The following is a 19,076-nucleotide window of genomic DNA, read 5'->3' as shown; positions in this document are numbered from 1 at the left end:
ATTTCTAATATCTTTCTGATACCTTGATAATACTCATTATATTATTTTACTATAGAAGTCTTATTAGTTTTCTTCTTGCTTAATCTTAGGTAGAACTATATGTTCGCTATTGATGCCTAATTTTAGTGCTATCACAGATGCAACATAGATAGAAGAAATAGTCCCAACAGAAATACCGATAAGCATAGTGAGCGAAAAGTTTTTCAGCATTGTGCCTCCAAAGATATAAAGTATTAAAACTGCAGCTATTGCTGTTGCAGAAGTTACAATAGTACGTTTCAATGTCTGTGTTATTGAAACATTAATTATTTCATAAGGCGTGCCATGATTTATGTTGCGAAAGTTTTCGCGAATACGGTCGGAAATAACAACGCTATCGTTTAAAGAGTACCCAATAACGGACATGAGAGATGCTAGAATATTTAAATCTATCTCAATACTTAACAGCGATAATAAGCCCAGAGTAATAATAACGTCATGGACTAGAGCAATAATAGTTCCTAATGCAAGACGCCATTCAAAGCGTAATCCCAGATAGAATAAGATACAGATTAGTGCTACTAATAGAGCAAGAATAGACGTAGGTGCCATTTCTGTGTCGACACTAGGACCAATAGACTCTATGCTCTTAATTACAACATCTCCCTTAATAGCCCCTTTTACAACGTTCACAATTTTATTGCTTAATTCTTGTATTGGCCCAATGCGGATAATTAAATCGTGGTTATTACCAAGTTTTTGTATCACTGGATTAGGGTAACCTGCTTTTTTTACTGCATCGCGCACTATATTTAAGTCAGGGGCCTGTTTTGAGGTCAGTTCGATTACTGTGCCACCGGTAAAATCTAAACCCAAGTTAAATCCTTTTAAAATCATTATAAAAAAACAAGTACATAGTATAAGCCCTGAAATTGTTAGAGCAACGAGATCCCAACGCATAAAGTCAATAATTTTAAGATCATAGTTTAGTTGTTCAACATTACATTCGCGCAACAACACTTGGTCTCCTTAGATGGACAGTTTTTTTATTTTCTTGCCGCCGTAAAGCAAGTTAACAATGGCTCGTGTACCAAAGATTGAAGTAAACATTGAGGTTATAATTCCTATAGCAGTGGTAATAGCAAAACCTTTAATCGAATTAGTACCTACTACATAGAGAATAACCGCTGTAATTAGTGTAGTACAGTTTGAATCAATTATACTCTGAAATGCACCGCGATATCCCTTATAAATAGCTTGTTGTATAGAATGTCTATTCTTTATTTCTTCTTTAATCCTTTCGTTAATAAGTACATTAGCATCCACTGCAATGGAAAGCGTTAATACAATGCCTGCAATTCCAGGCATTGTTAGAGTTGCCCCCGGTAATAAGGACATCATTCCTACCATAAGGACTAAGTTGAGTAGTAATCCCGTTATCGCAATTAAACCAAATTTACGATACCAAGATATCATGAATATAACGGAAGCAATTAACCCCCATGTGCAGGATTTAATACCTTGAATAATATTCTCAGTTCCTAAAGTTGGGCCGATGATGCGTTCTTCCACAATTTTAATTGGTGCAACTAAAGCGCCTGCTCTTAGTAGCATAGAAAGCTGTCGGGCTTCGTAGTTGTTATCTAGACCAGTAATACGGAATCTATTACCTAGTTGAGACTGGATGCTTGCGATGTTTATTACTTCTTCTGTTTTTGTTAAAATAGATTTACCTACTGCATCTCTCTTGGCACTTTCTTTATACTCCACGAAAAGAGTTGCCATATACTTGCCGATGTTATATTTAGTAAATTTTGACATGATGTTACCCCCAGAGCTATTAAGAATAATATTAACCTGGGGGCGGTTAAATTCATCTTTGCTTGCAGTTGAGTCTGTAATGTGGGCTCCAGTAAGAATGACAGGCTTGTACAATAATATAGGTCTACCATCGCGGGTATATTTAATTTCGGAATCTCTTGGAAGATAATTATCTTTAGTGTTATTAATGTTAGTATTCAAGTTAACTAGGCGAAATTCTAAAGTTGCTGTTGCTCCTAAAATCTCTTTTGCATGTGCAGTATCTTGAGTACCTGGCAATTCTACTACAATGCTATAAGCACCATACCGATGTACTAGTGGTTCGGCAACGCCGAGTTGGTTAACACGGTTTCGCAATATACAGATATTCTGTTGAACTGCATATTCATGCTCTGCTTTTAGGCGGTCCTGGGTGATTGTAATTTTTAGACAGTTATTACGGATATTCTGAAATATCAGATCATGATGGGATGAAGAGAGATATTTACTAGCTCGATGACGAGCACTATCTTCTAAGAAGATAATTAACAAGCAACTCGGTGCACTATCAATTTTCTGTATACTGAAATTATTAATATTTTGTTGATTTAGATCACTACTGAGTACATCCATTATTTGCTCTCTTAATTGACTCAAATAGGTATCCATGTCAACCTGTATTAGAAAGTGTATGCCGCCGCGTAAATCTAAACCTAATCTCATTGGTTCTGCGCCAAATTTTTCTAGCCATTTAGGTGTTGCTGGCTTAAGATTTAATGCTATAATGTATCTATCCCCCAGAGCATTTCTTAGTATGTCATGTGCTCTAAGCTGAATGTCAGTATTTTCAAATCGCGCTAAAATAGCACCATTCTTTAATCCAATAGATTTAGTTAATATTTTATTTTTTTGTAGGTCACCACTAATTTTAACAAGTACTTTTTCGTTTGTGATAGTATCGTGAGTGTCGATAATCTGAATTGCAGGATCTTCTCCGTAAAGGTTAGGCAGTGCATATATTATGCCAATGGTAAGGGCTACGATCAGTATAATATACTTCCATAAAGGATAATGGTTTAACACAGCAGTGTCCTTAAAAGGGTCTGTTTTAAAATTAGACTAGTTGCATCAATCGAGTACTTTGGTGATCAAAAAGAATAAATATGTTCCTCAAATACCTGCATTTCTGTAGCTTTTGTCAACGATTTGATATAAATATAATTTTCTCAATTAAGTAGGACATCAAGAGATTCCTATAAAAGATATCCCTCAGATATCTTATATTTATTAAATATGAGGCTTCATATTGCATCTATTAGCATAATACTTCAGAACGACTTTTAGTATGGTTTTATATATTTATGTATTACTGAATAATACTTGAAAATTTTATTTCGAATAATCTGAGTAGCTGTTATTTAGTATATACTTATGTTTATAAATAAAACATAAAAGAGAACATGAAGCTTAGTAAAAATAGATTGATCTAATCCTAGAAATTAGAGAAAGTATGTAGATCATTATTACGATCTTTCTTCTGATTTATCGTAATTAATAATCTTATGTAATTTGAATCTTACAAAGCCTTGAGTCTATTTTTTAATTTTAACACTTTATCATTAATACTAAATTTGATATACACTATTATGTATTTTGGTATCAGATAAATAAGCATATAGCTCTTTAGCTAGCAGGATATCCACTGGTCTCTATATACAGTGTATTAATATAGATGTATTATCATGAACATTCTTTTCTTTGCAGGTCATGACTATGAAACCGATTCTAATTATATATTATGACTAGATTAGTATGAGCATGACTTTGAGTGAATAATATCAATGGTGTTTTTCTGCAAATAATTTTTTATAGTTAATAATTTTTAATAAGAGATCGAAAAGTAATAAAATTATAATGCCTTCATCGTGCCTTTCGGAAGAATGGCTGTCACAAAATCACGCTTAATCATCACTTCAATTGTATCGTTCAGCTCAATAGTAATATAACCAGTGTTAGTAACTTTTGTAACTCTACCTATCAAACCACCGTTAGTAATAATTTCATCGCCTTTTCTAATTGAATGCATTAGTTTTTTATGTTCTTTCGTGCGCTTTTGCTGCGGTAAAATGATCATAAAATAGAATATCAGTCCAAACAAGAACAGCATTATAGCTAAAGAGTATGGACTATCCTTATATGTTACCTCAGAAGATGCCATAGAGTCGGTAATAAAGAAACTCATGAATAACTCCTATCTAATAAATTAAAGATTAATAGAACAAACCACACCTGCACAGAAAATATAATTTTATCCTGTAAAGATCCTGATAAGTTTCATATGATTTGTCATCATAGAGTGCACTAGAAGAGGTTAATGAGTCAATGATCATTATTGACTTATAACTCGTCCTTAGCATTATTACATTTATTTTTTATAGCACAGGAAGACACTTATTTTGATAAAAATTATCTATAAATTTATTTAGATTACCATTTTCAATAGATTGGCGCAAACCAGACATTAATTGCTGATAATACTGAAGGTTATGTATGGTTTTTAATCTTATCCCCAGACTTTCATTACAACGATCAAGATGATGCAGATATGCACGGCTGTAATGACGACATGTATAACAGTTACATCCAGGATCTAGTACTGTAGTGTCATCCTTATATTTAGAATTACGTATTTTTATAATACCTTCGGTTACAAAAAGATGATTATTACGTGCATTTCTAGTTGGTATCACGCAATCAAAAATATCTATACCGCGTCGAACACCTTCTACTAGGTCTTCCGGTTTGCCTACCCCCATCAAGTAGCGCGGTTTTTTCTCGGGAATTTGTGGACATATATGCTCAATAATACGGTGCATATCTTTTTTTGACTCACCTAAGGCTAATCCACCTAATGCATAACCATCAAAGCCAATATCTATTAAATTTTTAAGTGATAAATCTCTTAAATCTTCGTATACGCTACCCTGAATAATCCCGAATAATGACTGTTTATTATCTAGCTCATCAAATCTTTGCCGGCTACGCTTAGCCCACCTAAGTGACAAACTCATGGAGCTATTTGCATAATTCCAATCCGATGGATACGGAGTGCAATCATCAAAAATCATCACTATATCAGCACCTAGATCATACTGTATCTCCATAGATTTTTCGGGACTCATAAAAATTTTAGACCCATTGATCGGATGACGGAAATAGACTCCTTCTTCTTTAATTTTGCGCATTTTACCTAAGCTGAACACTTGAAATCCTCCGGAATCGGTTAGAATTGGACCTTTCCAGCGCATAAACTCGTGAAGACTTCCATGTGACTTGATTACTTTACTTCCAGGTCGCAGCCACAAGTGAAAAGTATTACTTAGTATAATTTGCGCACCAGTTTCTTCTAATTCTTCAGGTGTAACACCTTTAACAGTACCGTAAGTACCTACAGGCATAAAAGCTGGAGTTTCTATTATGCCACGATCAAAAATTAGTCTACCGCGACGCGCGTATCCATCAATTTTATCTAATTCATACTTCACTTAAAACCTCCATAATCATGGTGAATTTTATACATCAAAGGATTATGTGCTACTAAATAGTTAGACAAGAGCATATTATAAAAAAATTAATTTTAGCCTGTTTTCTTGATGTTTTATTTGTATTAAGATATTATGTATATATTAGCTATCGCATGCTAGATCCTATCAGCACATGAAAATATACTGCTCTTTGATACTTTTTAAGACAATAAACTAAGCTTACAATAATTAATTCTTATCTTACTTGAGAAGTCTTGGTCATACATCTGTTATGTAGTGGAGCACTATAACTAAATATTGTATAGTATTAAGACTTTCTACTAATATTATTAATAAATATAATCGTGAGTAAGAATAAATAATACATGAGTTAAACTATGGTCATAGCCAGGGAAAAATGTGTTCTATTTAAAATAATGGAGAGGAATTGAGAGCCACTAAAAATTTGTATAGTCATAATACAAGCATGCTCTGCGGGGGTCTATAGGTATTATGTTTGCTGAGCATGCTACTCAGCAAAGTGCGTAACCCCTCTTCTCATTCTTGATTGATGTATGTACTATTCAGAAGTATCTCTAGAAGAAAGTACTTTTCTTTTAGAAATACTTTGACAAAAGCATGTTTATTTAGAACAATTAAATATCTTAGATATCTTTTAATACTGAACATTTGTTATATTTAAGGCTCTAAGATATTTGTTTTTTAATTTCATGATATTTACATTGCTCCATGAGGTTGGGAATAATTTTTCTTTCGTATTCGATATAAAATTATACATTTTAAACAGCACTCATAGAGAAATAATCTTGTCTTTAATAGGATAGATATCTATCTCTATCAATATACATATGTATGTAAAAGTATTGGTAAAAATAAATTATTAAAGCTCACTTTAAATTATGATACTGTTTCATTTTATAGTTGAGCATACTTATCTAAGAATACTTAAGAACCGGTTTAATTTAGGCTTTACTAATTTTTAGTTTACATGTATATATTTATTTTGAATTATTGTTAATCCTAATTTAAGTATTTATTAGCATAGCTCTTCCGGATGTCAATATCTCATCTTAAGATGAGATATTGACATCCTTTTTAAAACAAGATAAAATATAAAGTCATAACAAGAATGTATGTTTTATGTTATATATTTACTGCTTACCTTATACGGCTCTTGATTTATATTGTATTTCCCTCTTAACTTATTTTATTTCTTTCTTTATCAGATGCATAAGTTTATTTCAGCTCGCTGCCTAATACATGGATAAGATGGTTGAATTAATAATTTATAGATTAATTTTATAGGAAAAAATATTTTCAATATAATTATACCTAGATAATCAGAAGAGGATTTACTCAAATTTATACTGATTAAATCAATAAGGTATAATCTAACATGAGCGGATAATATATTTCATGGGCATTTATTTTATCGTACTATTCTCAAATGCATGAAATATTTTTAAATTTTCTACGGGCTTCAATTTTTTAGGTTAGCTGCAAAAGAAGATCTTGCATAGATATTCTGCCCCCGTAAGATCATATAAATATGATCCTGATAAGTTACTGTAAGTATATAATTTTATCTTAGATTTAACCAATGTTTCAGTATGGGTTTAATGATAAGTACTGCAGGATGAGTGACATATAAGACTTAAATTATTTTTTACACATACATGATATTAATTATCTTTTTAATATTGTAATATACCTTTATATATTCCTGTTATTGCTAATTAGTTAAAGATTTTTTATGACGCACTTTTGTATAAATATTTTAAGCTTGTACATTGTTTAATCAAGTTTTACCTGATGATATCTCAACAAATATTCCATTAGATTTCTATCAAATTGATAGATAAGTGACGATAACTGCACATAAGTCATGATCTTTAATTATGTTTTATGTTATTTTGCTGATAATCAAAACGTCATAAACCAATTGAGTTTATCGCGTAATAACACTACTTTTCCTATAATAATAAGACTTGGGGTGTCAACATGGTGCGCTAGTTCAGTAAGAGCAGTGAGCTTACCAGTAATTACTTTTTGTTGCACAGAAGTTCCTTTTTCAACTAAAGCAACTGGCATGGATATGCTCATACCATGTTTAATTAGATTTGTTTGAATTTCAGCTGCTTGGTTACGCCCCATATAAAATACCAAGGTCTGGTTTTTGGCAGCTAAGCTAGGCCAGTCTAGTGATTTATTTTTTCGTGCATGACCAGTAACTAGTCGTACACTTTGCGCATAATCCCTGTGGGTTAGTGGAATACCGCTGTATGCAGAACATCCTGAGGCTGCTGTAATGCCAGGAACTACAGAGAATGAGATGCACTCCTTGGATAATATTTCTAGTTCTTCACCACCTCGGCCAAAAATAAAGGGATCTCCACCTTTTAACCGTACTACACGTTTTCCGTTGCAAGCATTACGCAGCATCATTTGGTTAATGTCGTTTTGTGATACACAATGATAACCAGCGCGTTTTCCAACAAAGATTAGCTCTGCATCTCTGCGTACTAAATGCATGATATCGTCAGACACTAGTCTATCATAAACGATAACATCTGCCTTCTGTATTTCCTGCAGACCTTTTAGAGTAAGCAGCCCAGGATCACCGGGACCTGCACCAACTAGTATAACCTCACCCCTGTTCTCTAATGGCTTCTCGAAAAGATGATTAATATGCTTCTGCACCATTCTATAATCTTTATTACCTAAAGATTGGGCTAAACGGTCGTGCATGAATAGTCTTTCCCAAAAACGACGACGTAAAGTTATACTAGAAATTTTATCTTTTACCTGTTGGCGCAAATCACCAGCTAAACGGGCAAGGGGCCCTAAATGCTGGGGAATATTAGCTTCTAATTTTTCTCGCAGTAAACGTGACAGAACAGGTGATCTTCCTCCAGATGAAATTGCTATCATCATTGGAGATCGATCGATGATAGAGGGCATAATAAAACTAGCACTTTTAGGTGAATCTACCACATTGCAGAAAATTTGTCCTGCGCTTGCTTTTTGGTAAACAAGATCATTAATAATCTGATTGTTTGTGGCGGCTATCACTAACCAAACGCCTCTTAGTAAATCAGCAGAGAAATCTCCATATGCTTGTTTTATCTTGCCATCCTTACCCCAGATATCAAATTGTGGCGTAAAGTATCTTGCATTAACCGTTATAATTGCTCCTGCTTCCATCAGTATTCTTGCTTTACGTTCCGCTATTTTCCCGCCACCAACTAGGAGGCATTCTTTATCGCGTAGTTTACAAAAAATAGGTAAATAGTCCACGTAATAGTCCTCGCATCAGCAGATTTGCGTTAGCAATCAAAGCATCTTTTAAGGCATGCATCATTCAAGTATAAATCTTTTGTTTCTTTACCTTCACACATGCTAACATGGTCTCTGCTTTAATTAAGTATTTCCAAAAAGATAAAGAAAAAATGGTACCTAATAACTTCTTATTAGAAGTAGTGGGACAGGATGTGATTTACTGATTAATATTGCTCATATTATAATATTTTATTATGTTTAACCTAACCAGAAGAGAGCAAAGTTTTATTTAGTAATCCATTTGCCTGTATTTATACATCACCAAAGCATATAAGAACAGTAATAATTTACCAGGTATTTCGGGGCGAACTATGAATCTAACCCAAGAATAATATATAGCACTTAGCATCACTTAGCGGGTAGTTATTTGTAAGCGTTTAAAAATATGTAAATATGATTTTTATGGCTTGTCAGTCTTGTAAAGATAAATACTATTTTAGTATAACTCAATATCCTGAGAGTGTTTATTCATGCTAATATTTTCTGTTATACTTAGCAGTATAATGCGACAAAAATTGACAGATACTCTGAATTTTGTAGACCTATTTTATATCTATAAAATATGCTCCTACTCTAGTAGATGGTAGTAATACATATAGCGTATTAGAATTAAATTATTCAATAATAATTTAATTAACTGTTACATGGCTCTGGACTTATCTTAAAAATGCGCACCAATGAGATGTAATGATGTGTATTGCTATAAACGTAATGCGTGATAGCTGATTTTAGAAGGATAATTGGCCAGACGTTTATGCAATTACTATAAGCGCTAGCGTATCTTTATTATCGTGATAATATCTTTGCTTGCCTCTTACCCTATTCTGATCTTTCTGTCTACAATTCTAAGTATTATAGGTATTATATGAGCAATATAAATAACACTAATAATGTTTTTTCGAGACTCCTCACCTATTATGTATATAGTTTACTTGATACTCTATTTGTGACATGATATGCATAAGCATGAATCTTTTTTAAAAGATTTTTGAAATATTCCCTGCAACTAATGAATTATTATGAATAATCTTTTGATCTTTATCGTACCTTAATCAAGTAAAGACTGATAGTATTAGGAAATCATAATACATTTATACGCATTTATATTTTCTACAATTCTTAGACGCTAGTTAATTATTATATCTATTCACTTAAAGCATGTATCTGTTGACTAGTATTTATATTGATTATAAAGGATTCTTTGATAAAAAATATTTTTTCTGCTCATTATGATATTATAAGTCAGCATGAATATGTCTTACCAGGGTACATCTAAGGATTAGTATCTTCAGATCCCAGATTTTAAATGAGTTAGTATCTTTGATAAAAGATATATTTATTTTCATAAATCTATAAGAAGTATACGGCTAAATTATGTATAGTCGTCTATTTTATACAATATTTAGGAGTGAGACTTTTGGCTAATATTAAATCTGCCAAGAAACGCGCTGTACAATCTGAAAGGAGCCGCAAGCATAATGCTAGTCGTCGCTCTATGATACGCACGTTTCTTAAAAAAGTATATGAGGCTATCGCCACTGGAGATAAAGCTGCTGCGCAGAATGCATTTCATAAAATGCAACCTATAGTAGACCGTCACGCTTGTAAGGGTTTGATCCACAAAAATAAAGCTGCAAGACATAAATCAAATCTTGTAGCTCAAATTAACAGAATGCAGTAATTAACTATTCAAACTAATGAAATATTTTCTAATAAAATACTTACTTTAAAAGTGCTATAACATAGAAATTATGTTATCAGTAATCAGGATCAATGCGAAATTTTTCAATAAGAATGTCCGGGAATAATCTGAATAGAGTGTGATTCTATATTTTTAAGGGTCAAGTGATATCTAGTATTTGATTGCTGAGGCACGTTCTAAGATTTCCGTTCTCCTTGGAACCATGCACGATAAATACTTGAGAGACACATGCGAGAAGAACTATAACTCTCCAGTTCTTCTGAACTTGAGAGTTTTACCTGATCAAAATAATATCTTATTTAGTGCAATGCCTCAGCATTAATAACTGATACTCACTTTCTTGTATGTGATCTCGATGTTACTCTGACTGCTTATTACGATTATTAGCAAGATCGTGAGTATGGGAACTATCACCTAAGTTATCACAGAGCCATAAGTGTGGTGATTGCTTTATTATATGATAATAATGTAATTCTAGAATAATGAAATTGGTGCTATTTATCAGAAATTATAAGTATGATTGGTGCAGAATATATAGACTTTGTTATCAATAGAGATTTATTTTAGCTAATTTCAATAAATTGACCTGAAAATTGTCAGGGTTATTGTGTCTATGCTACTGTCATTGATCTCTGACTACTACACAGTTCAATCAAACTTGCTAGGTGTATAAGTATACGTTACAGTGCGTTTCAAAAACCGAATGAACAATATATATGTATAAGAGGTTAAGACATGAAACGTGCAGTAATTACTGGATTAGGTATTATTTCCAGTATCGGGAATAATCAAAGAGAAGTTCTCGCTTCCTTAAAAGCAGGGCGTTCTGGTGTTATTTTTGCACCTGAACTGAAAGAGGCAGGGATGCGTAGCCACGTATGGGGCAGTATCAAACTGGAAACTACTGGCATGATTGATCGTAAGGTTATGCGCTTCATGAGTGATGCATCTATTTATGCTTACTTATCTATGCAGGAAGCAATTAAAGACTCAGCGCTGGATGACAGCATGGTTTCTAGTGATCGAACTGGATTGATCGTTGGTTCCGGAGGGGGATCGCCACGTAACCAAGTTGCTGGCGCGGATATTATGCGTTCGCGTGGTCTCCGTGGCGTAGGACCATACATGGTCACAAAAGCTATGGGTTCTGGAGTATCAGCATGTCTGGCAACTCCATTTAAGATTCGTGGTGTGAACTATTCTATAAGTTCAGCATGTGCTACCTCTGCTCACTGTATTGGTAACGCAGCAGAGATAATTAAGTTATCTAAACAGGATATTATTTTTGCAGGCGGTGGTGAAGAGCTATGCTGGGAACTAGCATGTGAGTTTGATGCAATGGGCGCTCTATCTACTCATTATAACAAAACTCCAGAAAAAGCATCACGTACCTATGATAGCAAACGTGATGGCTTTGTTATTTCAGGAGGTGGCGGTATAGTAGTTGTTGAAGAACTACATCATGCTCTGGATCGTGGTGCACGGATCTATGCTGAAATTGTTGGTTATGGGGCAACATCTGACGGTTATGATATGGTTGTACCATCAGGTGAAGGGGCCGCACGTTGTATGCGTATGGCTATGAATAATATGGACACTACTGTTGATTATTTAAATGTTCATGGTACTTCTACACCTATAGGTGATGTTAAAGAATTGCTCGCAATCCATTCAGTGTTTGGTGATAATGCCCCAGCAATGTCTGCAACTAAATCAATGACTGGTCATGCACTTGGAGCTGCAGGGGTTCATGAGGTAATTTATACCTTGTTGATGCTTAAGCATGGATTTATAGCTCCAAGCATTAATATTGAAGAGTTAGACAAACAAGCACATGATATGCATATTATTACCGAGCCCACTAAGTGCGAGCTGAGTTCCGTAATGTCAAATAGCTTTGGTTTTGGTGGGACTAATGCTAGCCTGCTTATGAAAAAAATATAAAAATAATCAGTTCACTAAAAGTGATAATACTTGTCAGTTTATTATACTATCTTTATACATTAGTGTTTAATATTAGATAGATTGTCATATTAAACTGCATCTCTTTTCTTTAAAATAGTTATTACATTTTATAAGTTGATGCACCTTAAAATGAATATGAAATCTTTTTAAGATATTCTACATACATTCTAGTGTTTTTAACACTATGGTTATTATTGCTAAAAATATAGTATCTTATAAACATCAGCTTATGAATAAGCAGTAAAATAATTTTACTGAAATAGTATAAATATTTTAGTCACACAGATAAAATATTTAACAATTATCTTGTAGAAGATAAGTTCATTTTATCCCTGTGTTTTTTATAGAGGTGAGCATAGTAATAGTATTGAGCATGAATATAATCATAAGATGATGCGGAATAAGAGACTAGTCTTTTGGTCTAAAATATTAAAAGTTATAAACTGTTTTTTAGCATGGTTAATCCTTGATGATTATGGTATTTATCGAATAAAATGTCTTACATCATTATTATCTGAGACTCTACGATATTGTATACATATAGTATAATTTACTTTAATAAATAATCTCCATGTTACATCTCACTATATAGAGTTTATATTGGTTATTATAAATATTAATTCAATTTTAGTTTATAGAAGATAACGCTTTATTGAAAATTATATTTGTCCATCATCAATAAACTTATTTATGAAGCTATCATATTTTATGATAGAGAAATATTGGTATTATTTGATATGTTTGTACTTCTGCTGATATAGAAGTATGATTGCTAAATTTTGCAATCAGAGGCAAATATACTTAAGAGACAATATTAGAGTTAATCATGATATGTTTTATATTATGATTTAAGAATATAATATATAATCTTTTCAAGTATCATAAACATGATACAAATAGAATGCATGTACATTACATGAGCCAATTCATTTTTATTTTAAAATAAAGAGAATTCATATAATGAAAAGCTATAAACATAACATTTATTGATTTAAGATAGAAAATCTATTCCTGTAGGAATTCTTTCTTTATGATCCACGGTTATCCAGATTTTATAATCAGGTCATTCATGGTGAATCAAAGGAATCTATATAAATATAAACCAGAAATTTATAGTTATATAATATATTTATTTAACTTTTTCAGAATGGTAATAGAATAACGCGGTATTTTAAATTAAGAAATTATAATTATTTATTATATCCAATATAATCATTCTCTGAATGACTATGGAATAGTCTAAGATCATTTATATTAATCTTAATTTTTATTTTAAAATTCCTCTATAAAATATAGAGTAATTAGTTATTCCATCTCTTATATGCTACACTTTATAAAATATTTGAAAAGAGCATGCGGCTAATTGCTCTTACATACTCTTCTTTGTACGTATCTCACGTAATACATAATATTTCTAAATATATTTCATTAGAAATTAAGCTAGTGTATTAACAAATAAAAGCATAAGATATATCTTTTGATATTAAAATTATGTTAATAGGCATATAATAAAATTAAAATAACTGATTTATGCTAATTGCTATTATTATATAATATTTTTATTAATTAATCTTTATATCATTGATAATTCATGAGATCTTTATAAAGAGATATCTAATAATGTTAGAATTTTGCGGACGCTATATCAAGACTGATCCTCAGGGTTATTTGCTCAACAGCGGTGATTGGAGTGAAGAACTAGTCCCATTATTAGCTGCTTCAGAATCTCTTGAACTAAGAGCAGCTCATTGGGAAGTGGTAAGGTTTGTACGTGCTTTTTATCTGGAATTTAATATTTCTCCTGCTATCCGCATTTTGCTTAGCGCTATAACCCATCAGTACCCAGAAGAAAAAGCAAATAGTCATTATCTGTATTCTTTATTTCCCAAAGGACCAGCTAAACAAGCAACTAAGTTAGCTGGATTGCCAAAGCCTGTAAATTGTATTTAATCATTTTTCTAAAAATCTATGACTATAATATATGATATAGATTACAATTCTATTATATCATTTATGCAATCTATAGGTTACGGGGTCATACTTACTTAAGTTAATATACTAGAATCTTTCGTTCTGGAATGTATGTGGTATCCGCATTAATTTTTGCTAAAAAGAATTCTTAAATATGTTTTCCAGTAAAGATAGATACTCAAGAAGATTTTATAAAAATACTAATATTAGTAAAAGCAAACAATATCTTTTCCTATAAAATATAATTATAATTTTATTTTTATTGTGATCAGTAGGTATTTAGGATTGTATTAGATATAAAATAGATATTGTTATTATTACTCAAATTATTTTATTTAAAATTAGGATTGTCTTGTTGATTTAAAGGGAGTAAGGTATTAATTATTGATAAATAATACCAATATTAATTTAATATTATATGATAATATATTTCTTCAATATGGTTATGTAACCATATTGTTTTTCTTGTATGCCTACTAAAAATCTTCAACGAAGTTTCTTCTATTATACAACTATAAAAATATGTATATGGTTTGAGCTCCTATAATTGAAAATTAAAATTATTAGCAGGTATATGGTTATTTATTGTAATAATTTTATGATTAGAGCTATCGATAAGATTTAATAATTGTGCTATTACTAAGATATTAGTATATATCTTATAGATAAGATTTTAATAATATTTTTATTCGTTGTAGTAGTTTTATTAATAAATATTAATAGTATATTAATTTTATCCTAAAAATTTAACAATTACAGTTAGAAAAATTTTATGTGTGGCACACTAATCGCATAATAGTATTCAAGTTTGCTTATTAATTTTTGATCTTTTGGATAAAAGTAATATATAATAAATTATATAGTTTTCACATTATCATGCATGTAGCTCTGCTAAAATATAATTTTTTATTTGCATATATTTTGATTGCTAGAGATAATCCTAACTCAAACCTATTTAGTAATTGTTAATCATATATGATTTGCTTAGTTCTATCTTGTGCTCAGTTATGAAAATACTCTAGAGAAATGATCAGTTAATTTAATAGGTAATACATTAAATAAAAGTTTCTTGAAGAGATATTGAGTGTCGCAAAAAAATTTTTTTTTCTATTAAAAATGTAAAATTAAATTTATTAAATAATTTTATGAGATACATATTTTATTTTATATTGCATCAATGTCTATCCTAAGACAATTAGGTATTCGTGCTAGAATAGCAGTTAGTATTTTATAAGCATCGTGTATGTAATAAATTATAATAAATAATTCAAACAATATAATAAACTTGTTTTAGAAAAATCATAAGATATTATAGGTATCTAATACGATTATTTTAATTATTTTGTATTTTATCTAAAATATATTGAGTCAGCGTGCAGAATTGTGGCAAAATATTGCAAATTGATTATACATGTATTTTATTAACAGTCATTTGGTGTTGTATGATCAATGATCATTCAAATATTATATATCTAAGCTATACTTATCGCAAGCTTATCAAATAAAATCATAATAATTTTGCCTGCATTCTATTTTCACTGATGATTAAGGAATGTGCCTGCATGCATTTTCGTGCTATTATACGTATTGTAGGGTTACTAGTTATTTTATTTTCAGGAACTATGTTTATCCCTGGTCTGGTTGCGTTGATTTATCGTGATGGTGCTGGTTGGGCTTTTACTGAGACTTTTTTTGTTGCGCTCATGATTGGTCTCGTGCTTTGGTGGCCACAGCGCAAAGAAAAGTATCAATTAAAACAACGTGAGGGCTTTCTGATCGTCGTGTTATTTTGGACAGTATTAGGCGGCGTTGGGTCATTACCTTTTTTATTTGCTGAACAACCTAATCTCGGTGTGACCGATGCATTTTTTGAATCCTTCTCTGGTTTAACTACTACAGGAGCAACAACTCTGGTAGGATTAGATGTTCTACCTAAGGCTATTTTATTTTATCGTCAAATGCTGCAATGGCTAGGTGGCATGGGGATTATAGTGCTAGCTGTCGCAATTTTACCGATTTTAGGAGTCGGTGGATTACAGCTCTATCGCGCTGAAATTCCTGGTCCACTAAAAGATAATAAAATGAGACCTAGGATTGCTGAAACGGCAAAAACTCTTTGGTTGATTTATGTATTACTAACAATTTCCTGCGCCGGGACATTATCGTGTGCAGGTATGGATGTATTTGACGCTATCTCTCATAGTTTTTCAACAATAGCTATTGGTGGTTTTTCAACCCATGATGCTAGTATAGGTTATTTTCATAGCCCAACTATAAATAATATTATTGCATTTTTTCTACTTATATCCGGTTGTAATTTTAGTTTGCACTTTGCACTCCTAAGCGGACGCACCTTTAGAGTATATTGGTGTGATCCTGAATTTCGTATGTTCATTTTCGTTCAAATAACGTTAGTATCTATATGTGCCTTAGTGCTTTGGTGGTATCACATATATGATAACGAATTACAAACGTTAAATCAGGCTTTTTTTCAAGTGGTTTCGATGTCAACTACTGCGGGATTCACTACAGATAGTATTTCCCGTTGGCCCTTGTTCTTACCTGTACTTTTATTGTGTTCTGCATTTATTGGAGGTTGCGCTGGATCAACTGGAGGTGGATTAAAAGTTATTCGCATTTTGTTGCTTTTCTTACAAGGTTCCCGTGAGCTGAAGCGTCTTGTGCATCCTAATGCAGTATATAGTATCAAATTAGGTAACCGCGCTTTGCCCGAGCGCATTCTTGAAGCAGTTTGGGGTTTTTTTTCTGCTTATATATTAGTTTTCATTATTAGCATGATGGCTATCATAGCTACAGGTGTAGATGATTTTTCTGCGTTTACTGCGGTCGTCGCAACCTTAAATAATCTTGGACCAGGGTTGGGTATTGTTGCTGAGAACTTTAGTTCCATGAATAGCATAGCGAAATGGGTACTAGTTTTTACTATGTTGTTTGGGCGGCTTGAAGTTTTCACCTTATTAGTTTTGTTTACGTCAACATTCTGGCGAAATTAAAGATTATAATATTAATTGTGTATAGTTTGTAGGCATAAATTATGAGAGCATTAATCCTGTATACTAGCTATTATGGACAAACTAAGGCCATAGCTTCTTATATATCCTCTATCTTGATTGCGACAACCGAGTGTGATCTTCGGGATCTTTCTTCATCCATGGACATCAACCTAATACAATATACTTCTGTAATGATTGGTTCTTCAGTTCGCTATGGTCATTTCCATCGCGCATTATATGAATTCATTAGGTTAAATTTGCGTCAGTTAAACAACATGCAAAGTGCATTTTTTGCAGTCAATCTTGTAGCGCGCAAACCTCAACATCGTACTCCTCAGAGTAACACCTATACCAAAAAATTCCTGCTGGCTACACCATGGCGTCCAAAGCAGTGTTCAGTTTTTGCAGGGGCACTACGTTATCCAAGGTATAGTTGGTTAGACAGAACCATAATCAAATTGATTATGAAAATAACCAATGGAGAGACTGATACTACCAAAGAAGTAGAATATACAGATTGGCAAGATGTTAGACGTGCTGCACTCCAGTTTTCATGTTTAACTAGAGAATTCATGTAATTGTTGCCATAAGATAAATCTTGTTTTTATAATTGATCTCTTCAGTCACTGCTTTCTTACTAGATGTATCAAATGTTTAATATAATTTTTTTATATTCTCGCATAACCAATTTTAATCAATATTATTATATATGTCTAAGTATTTCTAGTGCACTAGTATAGTAATACTAAAGTATATCATCTATTAACATGCCGGAGTTTAAGTATAATTTTACTATTTATCATAATATTATAAAATTTATATTTAAATTCTTACAACAGTCTTACCTTTATTGATCTCTGCTAAATTATGCAAAGCATGATAAACCCTTTAGTGAATTCTTAATATTATTAGAGAGACGATGTTCTACTAATGTTAATATCTGATTATTATGGATAACTTATCCTTACGAATTTTAATTCGTATAGCATATTTATGCTATGCTTTATTTTAAATAAATTGGCTTTTATTGATATCACAATTGAATTTATCTATTGCTTGCTTAGATCTGCCTTGTACATAAACAAAATTTCCGCGAATCACTCGCATAAATTTATAAACATCTTAGGTATCTCGATTTACTATGCAGTTATATTGCTATAAAATTCAAGTAATTATTAATTGCTTAGAGCTTTTATCATTAATTAATGATTAATAGATATTAAAACCACTATATCTTATCTAGCCAAAAATAAACTTAATTTGCAAGATTATGAAATTAAAACACTTGACCCTAGGTCAGAAAGGGGTATCATGTTTGCCCAATTACTTGCGTAATTTTATCTAACTGAATGCTCTTTAATAATTTATAATAAATAATATTTTACTCTTTATTATAAAATGATCGGATGATATAATCTAGATAAAAAAGAGTTTAGTAATGAGTCATGGACAATAATAAATAATTATTTTTAGCGTGCTACAATATAAATAAAATAAGCTTAGTTTTGAAATGTCTTTTTGTTTAATAGAAATCAACTATTTACTAAATTATAACACAGGATAACAATCCTTATCGCATCTTGAGATGCTTGTCCTCTGTGCGGATAGTTCGTACACTATAATGTGTTAAAATTTAAAATATACCAATAAGTACTGATATATAATACGTCATATGTTACAATTATAGATTGTACAAAGTGTTTCTGTAATACTTATTTTTTAAATCATTACTGCTCTAAGTAATGATAATATTTTAAGTAG

Annotated in this window: 10 protein-coding genes; 5 read left to right on the top strand and 5 right to left on the bottom strand. The window is 31.7% G+C overall.

The genetic code is table 11. The features are described 5' to 3' along the window. Window positions 1-63 precede the first annotated feature (63 nt). The 5 genes from secF to cysG all read right to left on the bottom strand — a co-directional run bounded on the left by secF (window position 64) and on the right by cysG (window position 8,621). Window positions 64-996 (bottom strand): protein translocase subunit SecF, encoded by a 933-nt coding sequence (secF, locus tag KTT71_RS03335; RefSeq protein WP_216782773.1) that lies wholly within the window; start codon window positions 994-996, stop codon window positions 64-66. Window positions 997-1,008: 12 nt separating this feature from the next. Continuing rightward, window positions 1,009-2,862, bottom strand: a complete 1,854-nt coding sequence (gene secD, locus KTT71_RS03330) for a protein translocase subunit SecD (RefSeq protein WP_216782426.1) — start codon at window positions 2,860-2,862, stop codon at window positions 1,009-1,011. Window positions 2,863-3,688: 826 nt separating this feature from the next. Next, window positions 3,689-4,021, bottom strand: a complete 333-nt coding sequence (gene yajC, locus KTT71_RS03325; protein WP_216782425.1) for a preprotein translocase subunit YajC — start codon at window positions 4,019-4,021, stop codon at window positions 3,689-3,691. A 190-nt stretch (window positions 4,022-4,211) separates the two neighbouring features. Next, window positions 4,212-5,324 carry a tRNA guanosine(34) transglycosylase Tgt gene (gene tgt / locus KTT71_RS03320; protein ID WP_216782424.1) on the bottom strand — a complete coding sequence of 371 codons (1,113 nt, stop codon included), beginning with the start codon at window positions 5,322-5,324 and terminating at the stop codon, window positions 4,212-4,214. A gap of 1,923 nt (window positions 5,325-7,247) precedes the next feature. After that, a complete protein-coding gene (gene cysG, locus KTT71_RS03315; protein WP_216782423.1) occupies window positions 7,248-8,621 on the bottom strand; it encodes a siroheme synthase CysG in 1,374 nt (457 codons plus the stop codon). Between the two features lie 1,459 nt (window positions 8,622-10,080). Here cysG and rpsT point away from each other — a divergent pair. From rpsT to hemG, 5 genes are all read left to right on the top strand, one after another. Further along, window positions 10,081-10,344, top strand: coding sequence for a 30S ribosomal protein S20 (gene rpsT, locus KTT71_RS03310; protein WP_216782422.1), 264 nt, complete (start codon window positions 10,081-10,083; stop codon window positions 10,342-10,344). A 756-nt stretch (window positions 10,345-11,100) separates the two neighbouring features. Then, entirely contained in the window at window positions 11,101-12,309 is a 1,209-nt protein-coding gene (gene fabB, locus KTT71_RS03305; RefSeq protein ID WP_216782421.1) for a beta-ketoacyl-ACP synthase I, read from the top strand. A 1,641-nt stretch (window positions 12,310-13,950) separates the two neighbouring features. Then, window positions 13,951-14,280, top strand: a complete 330-nt coding sequence (locus KTT71_RS03300; RefSeq protein ID WP_216782420.1) for a TusE/DsrC/DsvC family sulfur relay protein — start codon at window positions 13,951-13,953, stop codon at window positions 14,278-14,280. Window positions 14,281-15,863: 1,583 nt separating this feature from the next. Beyond that, window positions 15,864-17,315 (top strand): Trk system potassium transporter TrkH, encoded by a 1,452-nt coding sequence (gene trkH, locus KTT71_RS03295; RefSeq protein WP_216782419.1) that lies wholly within the window; start codon window positions 15,864-15,866, stop codon window positions 17,313-17,315. Between the two features lie 41 nt (window positions 17,316-17,356). Beyond that, window positions 17,357-17,893, top strand: a complete 537-nt coding sequence (gene hemG, locus KTT71_RS03290) for a menaquinone-dependent protoporphyrinogen IX dehydrogenase (RefSeq protein WP_216782418.1) — start codon at window positions 17,357-17,359, stop codon at window positions 17,891-17,893. Window positions 17,894-19,076: the final 1,183 nt, after the last annotated feature.

This window comes from Candidatus Profftia tarda (assembly GCF_904848675.1).
GTDB lineage: Bacteria > Pseudomonadota > Gammaproteobacteria > Enterobacterales > Enterobacteriaceae > Profftia > Profftia tarda.
This window is presented reverse-complemented; position numbering and strand designations above follow the sequence as displayed.